Raw genomic sequence first — 18,953 nt, forward strand, 5'->3', positions numbered from 1 at the left:
GCCGGCACCCACCACGGCCACGCCAACCGGCTCCGTGGACAAGCCACCCGTCGTCATGAGTCCCCCCGCCGGACCCCTTTGGTCCTTTTTCCAGGAGTTGATCCGTCCGCGGTTGATCCGTCCGCGAGGCCGGGAAATATGTTGTCGACATAGGCGACGTCCGGTACTGCGCGCCGGATGTCGCCACGGATTGTCTTGTCTGCCCGGAGGTTCCGGGTCGTCGGCAAGATGCTGTGCATCGTGCTCCGTTCGTCGAACGCCGCGTTATGACGCACGACATCGGCCTCTGGTCGGCTCCAAAGCAAGGAGTCAGTGACAGGCGGATTATTACCCGGCGGCCCGTGCCAGCCTGGAAGGCGCGAGAGGATCGCGAGGCGCGGCGTGCGGCGACATTCGGGCCTGGTGGCGTAAATCCGTCCGGATCGGCCAGGGCGCGGCGCGAGGAGTCCGGCGACGAGACGGCCCCGGCGGGGCCGAAGCGAACGGTGAACTCGAGGGAGTTGGCCTGACGAGTAACGCGGCACAGGGTGCGTTCGGAGGGGGCGAAGTGGTCGCCGGTCGAGCACCCGCCGCCCGGCGCGGCGCGACCATCCTTCGAGAGCAGACAGTAGCTTCATGTGTACTCTAAGTCGCATGATTTTTGGGTGGAGGCGCCTGCGCCGGTCTCGACCAGGCCCTGGACTCCGGCGGGGGGGACCGTGGGCATAGGAGCAGGCGAGCGGAGGTCACGGCCGACGGACGAGGCCGCGGCGAGCGCGGCGACGGAGCGGACTCGTGGCGCGGTGAGCGAACGGGCATCGGACGGCGTGACGGGCCTACCGTCGGCGGCGGACGAGAAAGGCGTGGCGACGAGTCGCGCCAGCACCGGACCCCGCCGTCAGAGCCCACGCGGTGGTGGCCGTCAGGGCGGTGGCGTCGCGCGAAGTCGTGGCCGGCACAGCCGCTCGGCGCGGGGCGCGCCGACCATCGACGCGGTATTCGACCCGCGGCACAACAACCTCAACTTCCTGCGGCTCGCCTTCTGCCTCGTGGTGATCGCGGTGCACGGGTGGGCAACGGGCGGCTTCGGCTCCGTCGACGTCGGGCACGAGCCGGGCGGGGTCGCAGTCGACGGCTTCTTCGTCATCAGCGGATTTCTCATCACCGCCAGCCGGATCCGGGCGCGTTCCGGCGGGCGGTACATCTGGTACCGCTGCCTGCGCATTCTGCCCGGCTACTGGGTCTGCCTCGTCGTGATCGCCGCGGTGATCGCGCCGATCGCCTGGCTGCACAACGGGGGGACGCTGTCGGGCTACCTGCGCGCCGACCCGCACGGCCCGTTCGACTATGTCTGGCAGAACCTCGCCCTGCACCCGCGGTTCTACGACATCGCGGGCACGCCCGCCGACGTGCCCTACTCGTCGGACGGCGGATGGCCGGTCTCGTGGAACGGCTCGCTGTGGAGCCTTTCCTGGGAGTTCGTGCTCTACCTCGGCGTCGCGGTGCTCGGGATGTTGGGGATCGTGCAGCGCCGCCGGCGGCTCGTGCTGGTGGCGGCGGTCGTCGCCTGGCTGGCCCGGTGCGTGCAGTCGCTCGGGCTGGACGCGACGGTGCCGCTGCTCGGCAGCCCCACCGGCCACGTGGCGCTGCGCCTGCTGCCGCTGTTCCTGTTCGGGTCCGTGCTCTACCTCTACCGGGACCGGATCCGGCTGTCGACGCCGGTCGCCGCCGCGTGCGCGGTCGTCGTGGTCGTCGGCGCGATCCTCGTCACCTGGCCGGAGGCGCTGATCGGCCCGCCGCTGGCCTACCTGTGCATCTGGCTGGCGGTCCACCTGCCCTGCCAGCGGATCGGCGCCAGGCGCGACCTGTCATACGGCGCCTACATCTACGGCTTCCCGGTGCAGCAACTCGCCGCGGTCTACGGGGTGCACCACCACGGCCTGGTCGTCTACTTCGTTGTCACAGTGGCCGGTACGTTCGCCTGCGCCGCTGCCAGCTGGTTCCTCGTCGAACGGCCGGCGATGCGGCTGAAGAACTGGACGCCGCGTCGGTGGGCGCGCGACGCGGCCGGTCAGCCAGCCGAGGTCGCCATCCCCGCGCCGAGGTCACCGGCGTCGGACACGGCCGCGGGCGACGCCGGTCAGCCGGCCGGGGCGCGCGGGGCGGTGGACAGCAGCCGGGTGTAGAGGCGCAGGTGGGCGGCGGCGGCAGCGTCCCAGCTGTGGCGGGCGGCGAGGGCGGCGCCGGCGGCCCGCGGCGCCGGGTCCGGGGTCGCGAGCGCGCTGGCCAGCTCGGCGGCGAGCTCGGCCGGGGTGGCGGCGAAGCGGGCAGCGCCGCCGAAGACCTCGCGCAGCACGGGTAGGTCCCTGGTCACCACCGGCACGCCGGCGGCCAGTGCCTCCATCGCCGCCAGCCCGAAGCCTTCCTTTACTGACGGGAACGCGAAGGCGTCGGCGGCGGCGACCAGCCCTGGCAGGTCGGTGTGGGCCACCGGGCCGAGCAGCACCGGCTCGACGCCGAGCTCGGCCGCCCGGACCAGCACTCGGGCACGATAGTCGCGGTAGTCGAACAGCGTCTCCCCGCCCGCGATGACCAGCGCCGGCGCGCTGCCCGTCGTCCTCTCGGACGCGTCGGCCGTGGCGCGGTCGCGAAGCAGGGCCATCGCCTCGACGAGGTCGAGGGTGCCCTTACGCGGCTCGATCCCGCCGACGGCGAGGACGTAGCGGCCGAACCGGTGGCGCCAGGCAGCGCGGGTCGCGACGGCGGCGGGCTGCTGGCTCGCCGCGGTGGCGAACCGGTCCGCCTCGACCCCGTTCGGGATCACCGCGGCGGTGATGCCCCAGCCCGCGGCCAACTCGGCGGCGACCGCCGCCGACACGCAGACGTGCGCGTACGGCCGGCGCAGCGCCCGCTCGTGGCAGGCGACCAGCTCCGGGGTGGTGAAGGTGTCCAGATGGTGGACGGTGCGCACGCACTCGGGGACCGCGTTGGCGCTGATGCAGTCCTGCGCGTGCACGATGTCGTAGACGCCGGCGTGGTCGTGGTCGTGGTCGTCGAGGTCGTGGCGGGCGCTGTCGTGGCCGCGCGGCCCGACGGCGGTGTGGGCGCGGAAGGCGGCGCCGAGCGTGTCGATCGAGCGCAGTACCCGCTGTCCGACCGTCTCGCCCTCGCGGTCGGGAAACGGCACGGCGCGGACGTTCACCGCCGGGTCGACCGGCCGGAAGAAGCCGGCGTCGCCGCCGCGGGCGAGTGTCCACACGTCCACCCGATGACCGGAGCGGGCGAGCGCCTCGGCCAGGCACAGCGAGGCGACCACCCCGCCACGAGCCTTGGTCGAGTACGTCAGCAGCGCGATCCGCAGCGGGCGCGCCGCGCCGTTCCAGGAGCCGCTCACCGCGCCGGGCCGACCGCCGGGGCGCCGCCGGCCGGGGCGAGCGCCGCGTGCGCGGTCGCCAGCAACTCGTCGCGGCTCGGGCCGGGCACCGGGTCGGGACGCCAGCCGGACGCCTGGACCGCGCGCACCCGGGCGACGAACGCCGGGTCCGCGAGCAGGTCCGCCGGCGTCGCCAGCAGGTTCTGCAGCCGGGTGAACGCGTGCCAGACGAGCGGGTCGCGCCCCGAGGCGAGGAACGCCTCGCCGTTGGTCACCCGCTCCCGGCTCGCGGCGTCGGCGGCCCGCGGCGCCGGCGCGGACGACGTCGGCGCGGGCGGGGCCGAGGGCGCGGGCTCGGGCTCGGCCGGGCGCCAGCGGGCCAGCCGGGCGGCGTCCTGCTCGCACGAGTCGCGCAGCCAGGGCAGCCCCTCGGCCCGCAGCGTGGAGTCGAGGCGCAGCGCTCGCTCGCCCGGGTCGTCCGTCGCGGTGACGGCGTCCACCAGCCAGGCGGCGGCCAGCGCGGCGAGCGTCGTGCCGCGGGTGTGCGCCGGGTTGGTGATCAGCGCGGCGTCGCCGATGGACAGCGCGCCGAGCGCCGCCGGCCGCCCGTCGGTCACCCACGGCCGGAACCGGTTGCTCAGCCCGGCCATCGCGGCGACGGGACCCAGCGGCGTGACCGGGCCGGCCGGCCCGTCCTCCAGCCATCGCGCCACGGGGTCGATCGAGCGGACCGCGGCGTCGAACGCGGCGTCGTGGCGGAGCACCCGCAGCTCGGCGTCCTCCGGCAGGACGCCGAAGGTCACCGAGAACGTGTCGTTGTCGGCCGGGAAGACCAGGCAGGAGTACCGGTCGAAGGACGCGCCGACGGTGTGGCCCCGGTTGAGCGCGGTGGCGAGCGCCCGGTCCCCGGCGCGGGCGTAGAACCGGGAGTAGTAGGTGATCCCGCAGGGCACGGCGAGCTCCGGCGGCGGCGGCGCCCCGGCCGCCGCGAGCAGTTCGCGCATCGGCGAGCGCCGGCCGCCCGCGTCGACGACCAGGTCGGCCTCGACGGTGGAGCCGTCGTCGAGGCGGACGCCGCGCACCCACGGCACCTGGCCCGCTCCCGCCGGGCCGGCCGCGCCGCCGGGCGCCGTCACGAACGCGGTGACCCCGAGCCCGGCGCGCAGCGTCACGCCGGGCTCGGCGAGCGCCGCGGCGCGCAGCACCGCGTCGACGAGGGCGCGCCGGGCGCCGAGCACGACGAGCTCGGCCGGGTCCCCGGAGGCCCAGCGGGGCACCGGGCCGGCGCCGTCGGCCCGGGCGGCGGCGAGACCGGCGCGGATCTGGGGCGGCGCCGTCTCGGTCAGCCGGATCTCGCGCGCGCCGGCCGCGAGCAGCGCGTCGAGCAGGTCCGGCGCCCGCGCCGCGAGCAGCCCGCGGAACCGGGCCAGGAAGGCGTGCGAATGGCGGGCCTGGGGCACGCCCGCGCGTGGCTCGGCCGGGGCCGCGGGCGGATCGGCCGCCGCCGGGTCGCGGTCCACGACCAGCACCCGGCGCCCGGCGCGGGCGAGCAGCACGGCGGCCAGCAGGCCGGCGGCGCCGGCGCCGACGACCACGACGCGTTCGGCGGCTGGTCGCGACATGACGGACATCGTCTCCCTGCTGGCCGCGCCGGCGCTCGCCGGCCGTGGTCGTCCGCGGACATCGTGGCCCGGGTGGGCCGGCCTGGGCGGGAGCCGGTCAGCCGGCGCCCTGCGGGACGCGCGCGTCCCCGCGCGGTTGCCGGATGATCGGCTCCCCGGCGAGCAGGCACTGCGAGTCGTAGGCGTCGGGGCGCCGGTCGCGCAGGTGGTTCATGCCGCGGCGCGCGACCCGCAGCGCGTCGTCGACGTCCACCTGGGCGACGGCCATGCCGGGGTCGCTGCCGGTCGCCCCGAGCAGCGTGCCGTTGGGGTGCACGACCTTCGAGTTGCCGACGAAGGTCAGCGACCCGAACACGCCGACCTGGTTCGCCGACACCCAGACCACCTGGTTCTCCAGGGCGCGTACCTCGTCATAGACGTCGAACCGGTAGCGCCAGCGGTCCGCGGCGAGGTCCGCGGCGGGGTTGGTGCGCGACATCGGCCAGGCCGACAGGCACACGACGACCTCGGCGCCGGCGATGGCGAGGGTGCGGGCCGACTCCGGGAACGTCTTGTCGTAGCAGATCAGCATCCCGATGCGGCCGACCGGAGTGTCGAAGGCCGTGAACCGGGTTCCGGCGTCGTACGAGGAGCCTTCGGACAGCGGCAGGTGCACCTTGCGGTGCCGGCCGAGCACCTCGCCGGCGCCGACGCACACCGCGCTGTTGTACCGATGACAGCCGTCGCGTTCGGAGTAGCCGATGCAGACGACCATGTCACCGGCGAGCTCGACGAGCCGGGCGATCTCGGGGCCGTCCGGGTCGAGCAGCGGCGTGTCGCTCATGGTTCCCGGGTCGTCCGCCGGCGACAGCGTGCTCAGGTAGCCACCCAGCGTCGCCTCCGGCAGCGCCAGCAGCTGGGCGCCGCGCGCCCTGGCCGCCTCGATGTGCCGGGCGACCTTGCCCAGGCACTCGTCCAGGTCGCGGCCGAACAGGTCCGACACGGCGGCGAAGGTGACGACATTCATCGAGGTTCCCCCTGCCGGTTCGCCCCGCCCGGCGACCGGGGCGTCATGCCGTTCCCATCCCGGTGACGTGGCCGCCGAGCGCCGAGGTGCGCAGGCCGTCCGGCCACAGCAGGGACACGCCGCTGCCCGGCCGCAACCGGCCGCAACGGGCCGAGACCGCCGCCGAGCTCGCGGGCATCGGCCGGTCGTCGACGTCCGCGGTCACCATCGCGAAGCCGGGGAAGCAGGTGAGCCAGTCGCCCATCGCCACCCCGGTCGGCCGCGGCACCGCCGCGACCTCGAGTTCGGCCGCGCAGCCGCTGGACTCGGCGAGCATGCCCAGCGTGCCGACGATGCCGGCCATGCTGACGTCCTTGGCGGCCACCGGCCGATGGCGTCCCACCAGCGTGAGCATCCCGCGCAGCTCGGCGGTGCGCCGGCTCGACGTCGAATCCCACTGCCGGCCGGCGTAGCCGGGCCGCCAGCGCCCGGTCAGGTCGGCGGTCAGGGTGACGGCGTGCCCCGGCAGGCCCGCGCCGGACCGGATCGGGACTTCGGCGCGGCCGACGGCGGTGACGGCGAGCGACGAGGCGACGCCCAGCTGGGTGTGGCCGCCGAGGATCGGCACGCCGAAGCGCTCGCTGGCCGCCCGCAGCCCGCCGAGCGCGCGGCTGACCCGGGACGCCGTCGGCCCGGCCACGGCGTCGAGCACGCCGAGCGGCCGGGCGCCCATCGCGGCGAGGTCGTTGAGGTTGACCAGCACACCGCACCAGCCGGCCCAGAACGGGTCCCTGTCGACCATCGCCGGCAGGATCGCGTCGCAGGCCGCGACCAGGTTGGTGTCCGGCACCGGCGCGCCGTCGTCGCCGACGAACCCGGCGCCGCCCGGGCGCAGCCCGTGCAGCAGCCCGCCCAGCGGCGCCTTGGTGGTGGCGACGAGCATCGCCACGCGGTCGATCGGCCAGCGCATCAGCACGTGCGGCGCGCCGTTCACGATGGTCGGGCCGACGGTCATCCAGCCGAGCCGGCCGAAGAACCGCTCGCGGTCCGGTTGCACCGTCGCGTCGAACCGCAGCGCGCCGACGGCCTCGGCGTGCGCGCACGCGGCCCGCACCAGCGCGCCGCCGACGCCGGAGAAGCGGGCGCGGGCGGCCGCGTCGACCACGAGGCGCCCACCGTGCCACCAGCCGATGTCCGGGCCGCGCCAGGCCGCCGACGGGCCGAGCCGAACCCCGCCGATCACCCGGCCCGGCCGGGGGCCGTCGATCTCGCGGGCCACCAGCACGACCGTGCGCGGGTCCTCGTCGGTCTCGTCGAGGTCGCCGGCCGGCCTGTCGGCGAACAGGCCCTGCTCGTCGACGAACACCGCCCGGCGCAGCCGCCGGTAGGCGGCGAGCGAGTCCTCGTCGGTGGCCTGCTCGATCAGGTAGGGCGGCCGGCGGCGCAGCGTGCCCGGGTCACCCCAGACCGCGAGGGTGTCCACCGGTCGGGGCGTGGCGACGGGATACGGGTTGGCGGTGAGCAGCGCCGGCCCGGAGCCCCCGGCGGGCGGCGTTCGCGGCGCCGTCTCGCTCCGCCCTGGCGCGCCGGCGGTCGTGCCCAGGCCGGTGGTCGTGCCCAGGCTGGCGGTCGTGCCCAGGCTGGCGGTCGTGTTCAGGCTGGCGGTGGCGACCCGCCGCGTCCCTGCCGGGGACGGGCCGATCGTCAGGACCGTCGGCGCCGGCCTGGGCCGCTCGCCCCGGATGGCTCCGAACGCCTGGCAGCCGCATCCGCACCTGGCCGTCATCTCTCAGCCTCCCGCCTCGGGCAGTGCCGAGCAGGCGCCGCACGCGGCGCAGCCGGCGCCCTGGTCGGCCCCGCGCATCCCGGCCGCGCGCAGCGCGGCCGCGACCCGACGGGTCACGTCGGCGACGACCGCCGCGTCCGGCGCCGTGGCGCCGTCGCGGGCCGCGAGCGTGCCGGCCAGCGGGCGGAACGGGACGACGAACGGGTAGACGCCCATGTCGAGCAGCCGCTGGGCGCCGGCGACCAGCTCGTCCGGGTCCTCCCCGAGGCCGACGAGCAGGTACGTCGACACCCGGTTACGGCCGAAGACGCGGACCGCCTCCGCCCACGCCGCCTCATAGGCGGCCAGCGGGACGGTCGCCTTCCCCGGCGTCCAACGGGCCCGGACCGCGTCGTCGAGCGACTCGACGTGGATCCCGATCGCGCTGGCGCCGGCGGAACGCAGCTCGGCGATCGCGCCGAGGTCACCCGGCGGCTCGCACTGGACCTGGATCGGCAGGCCGGGCACGGCGGCGAGCACGGCCCGGACCGCCTCGGCGAGCAGCCGGGCGCCGCGGTCGGGCGCGGCGGTGCTGCCCGTCGTCATCACCATCTGGCGCACCCCGTCGAGCCGGACCGCGGCCTCGGCGACCTCGGCCAGCTGCTCCGGGGTCTTCAACCGGGTGGTGGCCCCGGACCGCAGCGACTCCTCGATCGCGCAGAACCGGCATCGGTCCGGCTCCTGGTAGCGCACGCAGGTCTGCAGGACGGTGGTCGCGAGCACGTCCCGGCCGTGCAGCCGGGCGATCTTCTCGTAGGGGATGCCGTCGGCGGTGGCCAGGTCGTAGAAGCGCGGCCGGCGCACCGGCTCGACGACGATGCCCAGGTCGGTGCCGTCGTGGAGCAGCCGCCCGCCGCTGACCTCGTACCGGCTGGTCGCGACGATCGGCAGGGCGACGCCCCGGCCGGAGAGCACGACGTGCCCGTCGTCGGTCGGGCCGGCTCCGGCGGTCCGGCTCACCGGGGCGGTGAGCCGGACGCCGTGGACGGCGAGCCCGATCCTCGTGTCCAGGCCCGGCGCCGCGTCAGCACCCGGACCTGGGCTCGGGCTGGGCGCGACGCGCGCGCTGGCCACGGGCCTGGCCGGACGGACGGGTCCGGGACCGGTGCCGGCGCCGGTGGGCGGACCGGTCTCGGCCGTGGCGGTGGCCACCTCGGAGGGGGCGGGTGGCGGCGCCATCAGAACATGTAGGTCGAGTTGATGATCGCGCCCTTGCGTGCGTAGTGGATCACACAGTCCTGGATGTCCAGCGGGTGGGCGGGGATGACCCCCTCGATCAGGTCCTCCTCGCGCAGGCCGTGCAGGGACAGGCCGAAGCGGCAGACGTAGACCTTCCCGCCCTCCTTGACGAAGGTCTCGATCTGGTTGTTGATGTTGTGCTCACCGGCGAACGCGGAGTCCCCCGTGTGCGGGAACCCGCGGGTGGCCATCGCGTTCATCGCGCCCGGCCCGTAGAAGTAGATGACCGACTCGAAGCCCTTCCGCAGCGCCCGGGTGGCCTGCAGGATCGCCACGAAGCTGACCGACGACTCGTGCGCGATGCCGTGGATCAGGGTCAGGTAGCTCTCGCCGTTCTCGGCCTGGTAGTCAGGGAAGATCTTCGTCGAGCCGTACAGGTTGCTCCCGGGCGGCAGCGAGGGGTGGGGAACCTCGGCCAGGCTCTGCTGCTCCAGCTCGGTCAGCTCCATGGGAGGACAACTTCCTTTCTCGTCGGGGGTCTGGCGCTGTTGTGGTCCGCGCCGCCGAGAGGACTTCCTTGGCGCGTTCTCGGTCGGTCTGGGTCGGTCTGTTCGGGCTGGCGTCGTCATCCACTGTGAGCGGGCGCGGCCCGTTGGTCTGTGGTCCCGCTGTCGGCCCGCCGCTCGATCCGTCGGGCCCGCGAGCCCCCCGATCCGGGGAGCTGGGGGGATTCGGCCCGGCGACGGCGGCGGCCGGTCAGGGCGCGCGGGATCCGTAGAGGGCGTCGAAGTTGTCGGCGAAGACGTGGCGGGCGAGCTCGCCGTCGCCGACCGCCGCCGCCAGCCGGGCGAGCTCGCCGGGGTGGTCCCCCCACGGCTCGTCGCTGGCGAACAGCACCCGGTCGTGCCCGGCGCCGCGCCGCTCGATCTCGGCCGCGAGCCAGCGGGGCGCGAATCCGACCGCCCAGCTGGTGTCCGTGTAGACCCGCTTCCCGGCCGCGACCCAGTCGAAGAACCGGCCGCCGATCAGCTTGATGTGCCCGCTCACGCCGCCGCCCAGGTGAACGAGGTGAATCCGGACGTCGTCCGCGTAGCGCTCGACGAGCTGCCCTATGACGTCGATGTCGGACGAGCCGCCAGGGGAGGTGTGCACATGCACCACCAGGTCGTGCGCGGCGGCCGCGGTGAAGATCGCGTCGAGCTGGGGCGCGCACTCGGCGGCGTCGGCGCGCCCGCCCAGCAGGAAACTCAGCTTCAGGGCGGCGACACCCGGCTCGTCCGCGAGCGCGAGCGCCTTCTCGGTGAGCTCGGCGTCCGCGGGCCGGGGTGACACCCACAGCCCGGCCTGGATCCGGTCGTCGGCCTGGGCCGCCTCGACGCACAGCTCGTTGAACCCGAAGGTGACCGACGCGTCGGGAACCCCGTAGTTGGGGATCACCAACGCCCGGGCGGTGCCCTCCCGGTCGAGGTCGGCGCGGAGCTCGGCGATGGTCGCGCGGGCGGAGACGTCGGGTGCCACCGGCGGGCCGCCATAGAAGCCATGGGCCGGCAGGAGGCCGAGATGTCGGTGCGCGTCGTGCACTTCTCGCGTCGGCACGGTGACAGTGAAACATGTCGTCGTTTCCGGCATGCAACGGCGACGACACGTTCGGCGCACGGTGGCGGCCCTCGGCTCGCCTGGGCGAGTCGGGCATCGTGTGCCCGTTTTCTCGATGTTTGTCTGATGCCCCGACGTTGGGTTGCGGCGAAGAGTTGTTAACTATTAACGGAGAGTAGAAGTTGCATTGCGAACTAGGGTCGGAAGTAGGGCCCTTGGTCCCCTCCCCGTCGACAAGTGGGGGACGTAGTCTGATGCCACGCCCCGATGAACCTCGCCTCCTGCGTTCCCCCCGTACGACAGGAGTCGCTCGGATTCGTCGGGGCGTCCATCATTTCCGGGCGGCTCCCGGCGACCGTCTCGGAGCCGCGAGGCCGCTCCGAGCCCGGCGCCGTCCAGCACGTTCGCTCGGCCGCTCCCACATGCACCCCGACCGGCGCGCCCGAAGTGTCAGCGCGCCCGAAGTGTCAGCGAGAACGCGCGCCGATCGTCACTCGGCGTCCTCCGCGCGATCGGAGCGCGCCGGGCCGGTCGGCGCGGCGGCGGCGCCGGCCGGCCGCGGGCCAGGTCCGACCTCCCGTGCCACCCTGAAGCGAGGCGCCCCCGTCATGCGGGGCTTGGCCCAGCCACGGACCCCGGCGACCGCGGCCTCGATCGCCGCGACTCGTCCCGCCGTGTCCGAGGTCTGCTCGAAATGCCGGAAGTCGGCCTCCGACACCCAGTGCACGACGTTGTACACGCGAGTTCCGTCGACGCTCGCGAAAATTCGGGCTGAGCGGTAGCCCGGGTAGAAGCTCACCCACCGCCGCTGGATCTCCGCGAACGCCTCGACCAGCTCTCGCTGCGAATCGGGACCGTCGACCGCGTAGTCGATGATCGAATAGAAGCCCTTGTCGTCCATGCGCCTTCTCCGTCACCTGGCTGTTCCGCTTGGCCTGCCGCCGCCACGCGGGCGGTGTCGCGAGCCTCGACGCTCAACCTCGCTTCAGGTCAAGCCCGCGCGCCGGCCAGCCGAAGGCGGCCGGCCACGGTGGTACCGCTCCGGCGCCGGAGCAACCGGCTACGGCGAGGCGGTGGGCCCGATATGGCGGGTCCGCGCCGGCCGTCCCGCTCACTGGCCTTCAGCTCGTGTCCACCGCGTTCACCATGTCCGTCGGGTTCACCGCGTTCACCGTGTCCGTCGCGTTCACCGCGTTCACCGCGTTCACCACGTTCACCGTGTCCGCTGGGTCGCGGCGAGTATCGGTGTCGGGGTCGTGCCGGGGCTTTGGTTGCCCGTGGTTCGCCGGGCGGCGGGTGGAGCGCGGTTTCTGGTGGGAATTGCCGCTTTTCCGCGCGGGCCGGGTCGTGGGCCCGCTCGCGCGCGGTGCCCGTCCCGAAGGGACTGTATTCCTTGGCGCGCAGGCCTTTGGTTATCTATCCGGATCTCGTTCTCCGGATACGGCGGGCCGGATTGGCTGAGAGCGGTTAACGTCTGGCTGACGGTGACGGTGACGAAGGTGCCGGGGGCGGCGCGGGGCGATCGTGAGCCTGATTGTTCGGAACGGGTCGGGGCGTGCGGGCCGGCCGGAGGGCTTGGCCGTGGTCCGCTGACGACGGTCCGCCGACGACGGCCAGGCCCGCGCGGTGGCCCGCGCCCACGCCTCTCCCGAGCCCCGGCGGCAGCGCTTGCCTGATCGACGCCAGACATCGGGCGGGACCGGGGAATGCCCGGAGGCCTGGGGTCCGTCGTTTCGGACGGACCGGGCGCCACCGGGAAGACAGGGGGATCTGGTGCAGGTGCCAGCGGCGAGAGTCGTCTTCTCCGAGGCGGACCGCGCCGAGATCGCGGCGGCGGCGCGGGAGATCCTGGCCAGCGGCCAGCTCACGCTCGGGGCGTACACCCGCGAGTTCGAGGACGCGTTCGCGCGCGCTCACGGCGCGCCGTTCGCGGTCGCGGTGAACAGCGGCACGGCGGCGCTGGAGATCAGCCTGCGGGCCGCCGGAATCGCCGGCGCGGACGTGGTGCTGCCGACCAACACCTTCGCGGCGACGGCCTTCGCCGTGCTGCGGGCCGGCGGGCGGCCGGTCTTCGCCGACGTCAACCCGCGCACGCTGGCGCTGTCGGCGGCCACGGTCGCCGCGGCGCTGACGGACGAGACCAGAGCCGTCGTCATCGTGCACATCGGCGGCCTCATCGCCGACGACATCGCCGAGGTGCAGGCGCTGTGCGCCGAGCGCGGGCTGGTCCTCGTCGAGGACGCCGCGCACGCGCACGGGTCCACCCGGGCCGGCCGGCACGCCGGGTCGTTCGGCGTCGCCGGCGCGTTCTCGCTGTACCCGACGAAGGTCGTCACCAGTGGCGAGGGCGGAATGATCGTCACCGCCGACGAGCGGGTCCGGGACGAGGCGGTGCTCTACCGGGACCAGGGGAAGGCCGGCTTCCTCGGCAACGTGCACATCCGCGACGGGTACGCCTGGCGCATGAGCGAACTGCACGCGGCGACCGGTCTCGTGCATCTTCGTCGGCTCCCGGAGTTCCTGGCGAGCCGTGCCCAGGTGGCTGCCCGGTACGACGCCGCCATCGACGACATGGACGGCCTGGAACGCATCCAGGTGCCACCGGGAGACGTGAACAACTACTACAAGTACGTCGTGCTGCCGCGACCCGGCGTGGACCGTTTCTCGCTGCGCAAGGAGCTCAAGGAACGGCACGGCGTCGGGCTGGCCGGGGAGGTCTACGAGGCACCGCTGCACCAGCAGCCGGTCTTCGAGGAACACGCCAGCCGGTCCCTGCCCGTGGCCGAGGACCTCTGCGCGCGGCACATCTGCCTGCCGGTGCACTCGGACATGACCGCGGACGAGGCCGACCACGTGCTCGGCGCCCTGTCCGCCTCGTTGCGGACCCTGACCCTGGCCGGCTGACAGCCGGCGCGGCGGGCCCCCGCCCGTCCCGCGCCGACTGGCGTGACCGGTTCTCCGGGCGGGGGGGGGGGGGGGGCCCCCCCCCCCGGGCCGGAGAACCCGGTGTTTCGGCACTTTCTCCGCGGAAGGTTCCCGCGCGGTCGGTCCAAGGAGGGCGCGTTCTCCTCTTTTTCGACGAAATCATCTAGAAACGTTCTGGGCCTCCGGTGAAGGAGGCGCCCGGTCCGGTCGTGTGCCGTCGGCGGCTTTCGCCCACCGGGCTGCCCCCGCGGGCGGAGGGCGGCATGGCCCTACCACCTCCGCGTAGCTCCGCGGGCCCCGACCTCCCGGATCGCCGACCTGCCGGCAGAACCGCCGGATCGCTTACCTGCCAGATCGACTACGCCGATCCGGCAGGGACCCTGTCGCCGATCCGGCGGGAACCTGTCGCCGATCCGGGAGGAGACCGGCGGGCGTGGCCGACCGTCGCGACCGCGGTTGCTCCCACTTTGGAGAACTGACATGCGAGTAGCGGTTACTGGTGGTTCCGGGTTCATTGGCACGCACGTCGTTGATCGCCTTCTTGATGCCGGCCACGAGGTCCGCGCCCTCGACCTGGACGTGAACGGCGCGGACCGGCGTGCCGACCACCAGGTCGTGGACGTGCTCGACCTCGACGGCCTGGTCGCCGCTTTCGGCGGGTGCGACGCGGTGTTCCACATCGCCGGCATGTCGAACGTCGACTTCGCGTTCGCCGACCCGGTGGGCACCGTGCGGCTCAACGTCGAGGGCACCGGGAACGTCTGCGAGGCGGCGCGCCGCACCGGCGTCCGCCGGGTCCTGTTCGCGAGCACCGTCTGGGTCTATGGCGCCGTCCCCGAGCCGTCCGGCGCGACGGGATCCGGCCCGGGCGGCCCAGGCGGTCCGGGCGGCCCGGGTGGCCCGGGTGAGGCACTCACCGAAGACGCACCCATCGGGCTCGACAGGGCCGGACACGTCTATACCTCGACCAAGCTGGCCGCCGAACTCCTCCTGCACAGCTATCGGGAGACCTACGGCCTGCCATTCACGATCCTGCGTTATGGAATTCCTTACGGGCCTGGCATGCGCGATGAGCTGGTGCTGGCGCGGTTCGTCGCCGGGGCGCTGGCCGGGAGGCCGTTGACCGTCGCCGGCGACGGACGGCAGTTCCGCCGGTATGTCTACGTCCGCGACCTCGCCGACGCGCACGTCCGGGCCTTGTCGGCGCCCGAGGCGGAAAACACCACAATCGCGCTGGAAGGCGCTGAGCGGGTCAGCGTGCTGGAGATGGCCGAGGCGGTCCGCGCACACTTCCCGAACATCGAGATCGAGCACGTGCCGGCCCGGCCAGGCGACTACCGGGGCAGGGAGGTGTCGTCCGACCGGGCCGCGCGGCTGCTCGGCTGGCGGCCGACGACGACGTTCCGCGACGGCGTCCGCCAGTACGTGGAGTGGTATCTGGCCCGGGAGCCCGCCCAGGCCGGCGCCGCCGACAGGAACGCGCCCCGCGGTCCGCGGGTGGAGCCCGCGCCGCTGTCCGCCGCGGACCGGCCACCGGTCGTGCCGCCTGACGAGCGGGCAGTCGGGCGGGGCGGCGGGCGGAAGGCCCCGCCCGCCCGGTCGGGCGGCGTCCCCGCGACCTCGGTGGAGCGGTGATGGCCGGCGAGCCGGGGCAGCGGCCCGGCGCGACCAGTTCCGGGGCCACTGGCGCCGGCGCCAACGGTTCTGGCCCCCATGATTCCCGCGCCCATGGTTCCCGCGCCAACGGGTTCGGCGCCAACGGGTTCGGCGTCGCGCTGCCCGCCACCATCCGGCCGAGCCTCACCCGGCCCGGCGTCGCCCGGCCCGGCACGGATCCGGCGCAGGTCCCGACCGTTCCGTTCCGGCCACAGGACGTGCCGACGATGCCCGACCCGGTCGGGGCCCGTGGCACCGGACCGCGCACGGGCCCGCGCACTGGTCCGGGCACCGGCGCGGCCGGGTTCGCGGTTCCGACCGCGCGTCCCCGGCCGAGCGGTGGCGCGTTGCTCCTCACCGGCTCGCTCGGCATGGGGCACCACGTGATGGCGCAGGCATGCGCGACGTCACTGGAAGCGCGCCAGATGCGAGTACGGACGCTCGACAGCCTGCGGATGCTCGGTGGCCCCGGCGGTCGACTCGGGGAGGCAGTGTTTCGCGGGATGGTGGGCGTTCCGGGCCTCTACGACGCGTTCCACTTCAACCAGCTCCGAACCGGCGGACGGATCGCCACGGCCATCGACGCCGTTTCCAGCCGGTTCCTGGTGCCGAGGATGCGCGACGAACTGACCACCGAACCGGTCAGCCTGGTGGTCTCCATCTTCGCCACCGGGGCCGCGGCGACCAGTCGGGTCAAGGCCGACTTCCCGGGGCTGGTGACGGTCGTGTTCTGCACCGACGTCTGTCCCCACCGGCTGTGGGTCCACCAGAACACGGACCTCTACCTGGTCACGTCGAGGACGGCGGCGCGCTACGTGCGCCGGTTCCACCCGTCGGCCGAGATCGCCGTCGTGCCGACGCCGGTGCGCGCGCCGTTCTACGACCCACCGACCCAGCGGGACGCCAGGCTCGCGTTCGGCATCCCGCTGGACGGGCGGTGCGTGCTGCTGATGTCGGGCTCCTGGGGACTCGGACCGCTGGTCGAGGTGGCGGAGGCGCTGGCCACGGCCGGGGTGTGGGTGTTCGCCGTCGCCGGCCACAACGCGAAGCTCGCCCGCAGGCTCGCGGCGCTGGCCGAGCGCGAGCACCGGGTGATCCCGTTCGGCTTCACCGACCGGATCCCGCAGCTCATGGCCGCCGCGGACCTGGTCGTCACCTCCTCCGGCGACACCTGCAGCGAGGCGCGGGTCGTCGGCCGCGACCTGCTGCTGCTCGACGTGGTGCCCGGCCATGGCAGGGACAACCTGCAGGGCGAGCTGGAGAAGGGCGGCGCCGAGGTCGCCGGCGGTGACCCGCGTTCGCTGACCCGTTCGGCGCTGGCGGCCCTGGAACGGGTGCACCCGCCGACCCGCCGGGTCGCGCGCGGCCCGCGGGAGTGGGAGCACGCCTTCGGCGCGGCCCTGGCCCAGGTCGGCCTGACCCCCGGCCGGTGACGGCCGCGTCGACGGGGCGCCGGTGAGCGACGCCCTCGCGTACGGGCTGCCGGCGACGGTCGCCTCGGCGGCCCTGTACGGGGTGGCGCCGCTCGTCCAGGCGATGGCGGCCCGCCGCGAGCGGGCGGGCAGCGGGCTCGGGCTCGGGCTGGTCGCCCGGCTCGCGCGCCGGCCGCTGTGGCTGTGCGGGCTCGCCGTCGAGATGGTGGCCTTCGTGCTGGAGGTGTACGCCCTGTCGGTGGCGCCGGTCGCGATGGTCGGGCCGGTGATGGCGCTTGACATGATCGTCTTCACTCTGCTCGCCCGGCGGGCGCTGGGCGAGCGGCTCAGCCGCCTCGGCACGTCGGCGATCTGCGTGATGGTCGCCGGCATCGGCCTGCTCGCCTTCGCCTTCGAGGAGCACGGGGAGGTCGGCTCGTCGGCGAGTACGACGGTGCTGCTGCTGTTCCTGTCGGCCGGACTGGTCTTCGCGCTGCTCACGGCGGTGGGGGCGAACAGGGCCGCGGCACGGCGGCGGGTCGCGGCCGCCGCGTTCGGGTTCGGCGCGGCGGCCGGGGTGGCCTACGCGATCGCCACGCTCGCCACCCGCCAGTTCGGGCTCGCGCTCGACGAGCGCCGCGTCGACGGCGGCTTCCTGGGCACCTACCTGCTCGACCTGCTGCGGACTCCGGCGCCGTATCTGCTGATCGTCTTCTCGGTGCTGGCGATCGGCCTGGAGCAGCGTGGGCTGCAGGGCAAGGCGGCCGTCGTCGCCTTCCCGGTGACGAGTGGCGTCTCCGCCTTCCTGCCGGCGGTGCTCGGGCTGACCCTGTTCGACGAGCCGGCGCCCGTCGGGGGACATTTCGTCGCGTTCGTCGCCGCGCTGCTGTGCGTCGCCGCCGGCATCGCGGGGCTGGCCCGCGACCGCGCGGCCGCTGTCGAGGCGAGCGAGTCGGCCCCGGCCCAGGGTTCAGCCGGCTCCGCCGGTTCCGCCGGTTCAGCCGGCTCGGGACCGGAGGCGGCCGGGTTCGGCGACCGGGCGCTGAGGGGCGCGCCGGAGCGTTCGCGGCCGCCGCCGGGCGGCGAGCCGGCGCGGCGCCAGCCCGTGTCGAGGCCCGGCGAGCGGGGAGCCGATCCACCGGCCTGAACGAGGTCGGGAGTATCCGGCGCGTACTGTCCGTGATCAGACATTGGGCGCATACGCCGCGTCGCGGGGCTCTCGGTCGCGCAGATGGAATGCCGGCGAGCGAAGCGTGACCAGTTGTGAGCTGACTGTTATCAACAGTACAGGCCGGCCGCCCGGGTTCACCCCCCGATCGCCCGGGCGCCCGGCCGTCCATCGCCGTGTCCTCCCGGCCGGTTCACGCGGATCACGGCGAGTCTGGGATCTTCCCGGGCCCGCCGGCGCCTCCAGCCCCATCCTGGCCGCGCGCGGGCGGCGGGGCCGTGGGGCGCAGCATGGCCGGATGCAGGAGGGTGGCGGGGCCGCGGCGGAACAGCTCGGCGGGCCGCCCGCCGTCGCGGCGGCTGGTCCTGCCCGTCGGCACGAGGAAGCCGGCGGCCGACGTGACCTTGCGGTGGAAGTTGCGTGGGTCGAGCCTGGTGTCCCAGACGGTCTCGTAGACCCGGCGAAGCTGGCCGACGGTGAACTCCGGCGGGCAGAAGGCGGTCGCCGCCGGGCTGTACTCGATCTTCGAGCGGGCTCGCTCGACGCCGTCCCGCAGGATCGCCAGGTGGTCGAATGCCAGCGCCCGCTCGTCCGCGCCGTCGACGCGCCGGATCGGCCCCGCCGCCGTGGCGGGGTCCTCGGATCTGGCGGGGACCCCGGCTCCAGCGGGGACCTCGGATCCGGGAGGGGCCTCCGATCCGAGAGGGACCCGGTCGCCGCTCGGGGCGAGCAGGGAGCGGACCGGTACCCAACGGCTGGAGGCCGCGTCCGAGCCGGCCACCGGGTCGGGCAGGCCGGGCGCGAGCGCGAGGAACGCCACCGAGACGACCCGGCCGCGTGGGTCGCGCCCCGGGTCGCCGTAGGTCGCGAGCTGCTCGAGGTGGCCGGGTAGCCGGCGCACGCCGGTCTCCTCGGCGAGCTCGCGGGTGGCCGCGTCGCGCAGCCCCTCGTCCGGGCCCACGAACCCCCCTGGCAGCGCCCAGCGCCCCGCGAACGGCGGGTAGGCCCGCTGGACCAGGAGCACGTGCAGCGTGTCCTGGTCGACCGGCTCACCGGCGGGCGTGCCCGCGGCCGGCCGCAGCGTGAGTGCCACGAGGTCCACGGCGAGCGCGACCAGGGCCGGCGGGGGTTCCGGGGCCGGCGAGGGCTCCGAGCTCATGACTGTCACCCTAACGTCTATCTCGTCATCTTGACGAAAACGGACGAACCCTCATATCGTCACCTCGACGAGAA

The 18,953-nt window shown here is 74.5% G+C and carries 15 protein-coding genes; 6 read left to right on the forward strand and 9 right to left on the reverse strand.

All coding sequences use genetic code 11. The features are described from left to right. The first annotated feature begins 842 nt into the window (after nt 1–842). Nucleotides 843–2,165 (forward strand): acyltransferase family protein, encoded by a 1,323-nt coding sequence (locus I6A81_RS24730; protein WP_203001328.1) that lies wholly within the window; start codon nt 843–845, stop codon nt 2,163–2,165. Here the strand turns inward: I6A81_RS24730 and I6A81_RS24735 are convergent. The 8 genes from I6A81_RS24735 to I6A81_RS24770 all read right to left on the reverse strand — a co-directional run bounded on the left by I6A81_RS24735 (nt 2,120) and on the right by I6A81_RS24770 (nt 11,460). Then, a complete protein-coding gene (locus tag I6A81_RS24735; protein ID WP_203001406.1) occupies nt 2,120–3,340 on the reverse strand; it encodes an MSMEG_0565 family glycosyltransferase in 1,221 nt (406 codons plus the stop codon). The two genes, I6A81_RS24730 and I6A81_RS24735, sit on opposite strands and share 46 nt — an antisense overlap. A gap of 29 nt (nt 3,341–3,369) precedes the next feature. Then, the gene (locus I6A81_RS24740; protein WP_203001330.1) at nt 3,370–4,974 is read right to left on the reverse strand and encodes an FAD-dependent monooxygenase; all 1,605 of its coding nucleotides are present in this window, start codon (nt 4,972–4,974) and stop codon (nt 3,370–3,372) included. Between the two features lie 97 nt (nt 4,975–5,071). After that, nucleotides 5,072–5,980, reverse strand: coding sequence for a carbon-nitrogen hydrolase family protein (locus tag I6A81_RS24745; protein ID WP_203001332.1), 909 nt, complete (start codon nt 5,978–5,980; stop codon nt 5,072–5,074). A gap of 43 nt (nt 5,981–6,023) precedes the next feature. Next, nucleotides 6,024–7,745, reverse strand: coding sequence for an MSMEG_0567/sll0787 family protein (locus I6A81_RS24750; protein WP_238428542.1), 1,722 nt, complete (start codon nt 7,743–7,745; stop codon nt 6,024–6,026). A gap of 3 nt (nt 7,746–7,748) precedes the next feature. Beyond that, nucleotides 7,749–8,858 carry an MSMEG_0568 family radical SAM protein gene (locus tag I6A81_RS24755; protein ID WP_407661371.1) on the reverse strand — a complete coding sequence of 370 codons (1,110 nt, stop codon included), beginning with the start codon at nt 8,856–8,858 and terminating at the stop codon, nt 7,749–7,751. Nucleotides 8,859–8,962: 104 nt separating this feature from the next. After that, a complete protein-coding gene (locus I6A81_RS24760) occupies nt 8,963–9,472 on the reverse strand; it encodes an MSMEG_0572/Sll0783 family nitrogen starvation response protein (protein ID WP_203001334.1) in 510 nt (169 codons plus the stop codon). A gap of 247 nt (nt 9,473–9,719) precedes the next feature. Beyond that, nucleotides 9,720–10,592: an amidohydrolase family protein gene (locus I6A81_RS24765; protein ID WP_203001336.1), complete on the reverse strand. Its 873-nt coding sequence runs from the start codon at nt 10,590–10,592 to the stop codon at nt 9,720–9,722. A gap of 457 nt (nt 10,593–11,049) precedes the next feature. Continuing rightward, nucleotides 11,050–11,460: an antibiotic biosynthesis monooxygenase gene (locus I6A81_RS24770; protein ID WP_203001338.1), complete on the reverse strand. Its 411-nt coding sequence runs from the start codon at nt 11,458–11,460 to the stop codon at nt 11,050–11,052. 227 nt (nt 11,461–11,687) lie between these two features. On the opposite strand from I6A81_RS24770, the gene I6A81_RS24775 reads away from it, so the two are divergent. From I6A81_RS24775 to I6A81_RS24795, 5 genes are all read left to right on the forward strand, one after another. Beyond that, a complete protein-coding gene (locus I6A81_RS24775) occupies nt 11,688–12,020 on the forward strand; it encodes a hypothetical protein (RefSeq protein WP_203001340.1) in 333 nt (110 codons plus the stop codon). A 312-nt stretch (nt 12,021–12,332) separates the two neighbouring features. Next, nucleotides 12,333–13,463 (forward strand): DegT/DnrJ/EryC1/StrS family aminotransferase, encoded by a 1,131-nt coding sequence (locus I6A81_RS24780; protein WP_203001342.1) that lies wholly within the window; start codon nt 12,333–12,335, stop codon nt 13,461–13,463. A gap of 501 nt (nt 13,464–13,964) precedes the next feature. Next, entirely contained in the window at nt 13,965–15,119 is a 1,155-nt protein-coding gene (locus I6A81_RS24785; protein ID WP_203001344.1) for an NAD-dependent epimerase/dehydratase family protein, read from the forward strand. Further along, complete coding sequence (locus I6A81_RS24790; RefSeq protein WP_238428543.1) at nt 15,119–16,573, forward strand: glycosyltransferase family protein; 1,455 nt, start codon at nt 15,119–15,121, stop codon at nt 16,571–16,573. Before I6A81_RS24785 ends, I6A81_RS24790 begins: the two co-directional genes overlap by 1 nt. A gap of 22 nt (nt 16,574–16,595) precedes the next feature. Continuing rightward, entirely contained in the window at nt 16,596–17,699 is a 1,104-nt protein-coding gene (locus tag I6A81_RS24795) for a hypothetical protein (RefSeq protein WP_307874889.1), read from the forward strand. A 223-nt stretch (nt 17,700–17,922) separates the two neighbouring features. Here the strand turns inward: I6A81_RS24795 and I6A81_RS24800 are convergent, their stop codons facing one another. Continuing rightward, a complete protein-coding gene (locus I6A81_RS24800) occupies nt 17,923–18,879 on the reverse strand; it encodes an NUDIX hydrolase (RefSeq protein WP_203001346.1) in 957 nt (318 codons plus the stop codon). Between the last annotated feature and the right edge of the window lie 74 nt (nt 18,880–18,953).

The organism is Frankia nepalensis (genome assembly GCF_016786325.1).
Classification (GTDB): Bacteria; Actinomycetota; Actinomycetes; order Frankiales; family Frankiaceae; genus Pseudofrankia; species Pseudofrankia nepalensis.

What these genes read in the sequence shown, in the direction of transcription:
- I6A81_RS24770 (WP_203001338.1), bottom strand. Translation starts at nt 11,460, where the DNA reads ATGGACGACAAGGGCTTCTATTCGATCATCGACTACGCGGTCGACGGT.
- I6A81_RS24745 (WP_203001332.1), bottom strand. Translation starts at nt 5,980, where the DNA reads ATGAATGTCGTCACCTTCGCCGCCGTGTCGGACCTGTTCGGCCGCGAC.
- I6A81_RS24765 (WP_203001336.1), bottom strand. Translation starts at nt 10,592, where the DNA reads ATGCCGGAAACGACGACATGTTTCACTGTCACCGTGCCGACGCGAGAA.
- I6A81_RS24750 (WP_238428542.1), bottom strand. Translation starts at nt 7,745, where the DNA reads ATGACGGCCAGGTGCGGATGCGGCTGCCAGGCGTTCGGAGCCATCCGG.
- I6A81_RS24740 (WP_203001330.1), bottom strand. Translation starts at nt 4,974, where the DNA reads ATGTCGCGACCAGCCGCCGAACGCGTCGTGGTCGTCGGCGCCGGCGCC.
- I6A81_RS24760 (WP_203001334.1), bottom strand. Translation starts at nt 9,472, where the DNA reads ATGGAGCTGACCGAGCTGGAGCAGCAGAGCCTGGCCGAGGTTCCCCAC.
- I6A81_RS24790 (WP_238428543.1), top strand. Translation starts at nt 15,119, where the DNA reads ATGGCCGGCGAGCCGGGGCAGCGGCCCGGCGCGACCAGTTCCGGGGCC.
- I6A81_RS24785 (WP_203001344.1), top strand. Translation starts at nt 13,965, where the DNA reads ATGCGAGTAGCGGTTACTGGTGGTTCCGGGTTCATTGGCACGCACGTC.
- I6A81_RS24800 (WP_203001346.1), bottom strand. Translation starts at nt 18,879, where the DNA reads ATGAGCTCGGAGCCCTCGCCGGCCCCGGAACCCCCGCCGGCCCTGGTC.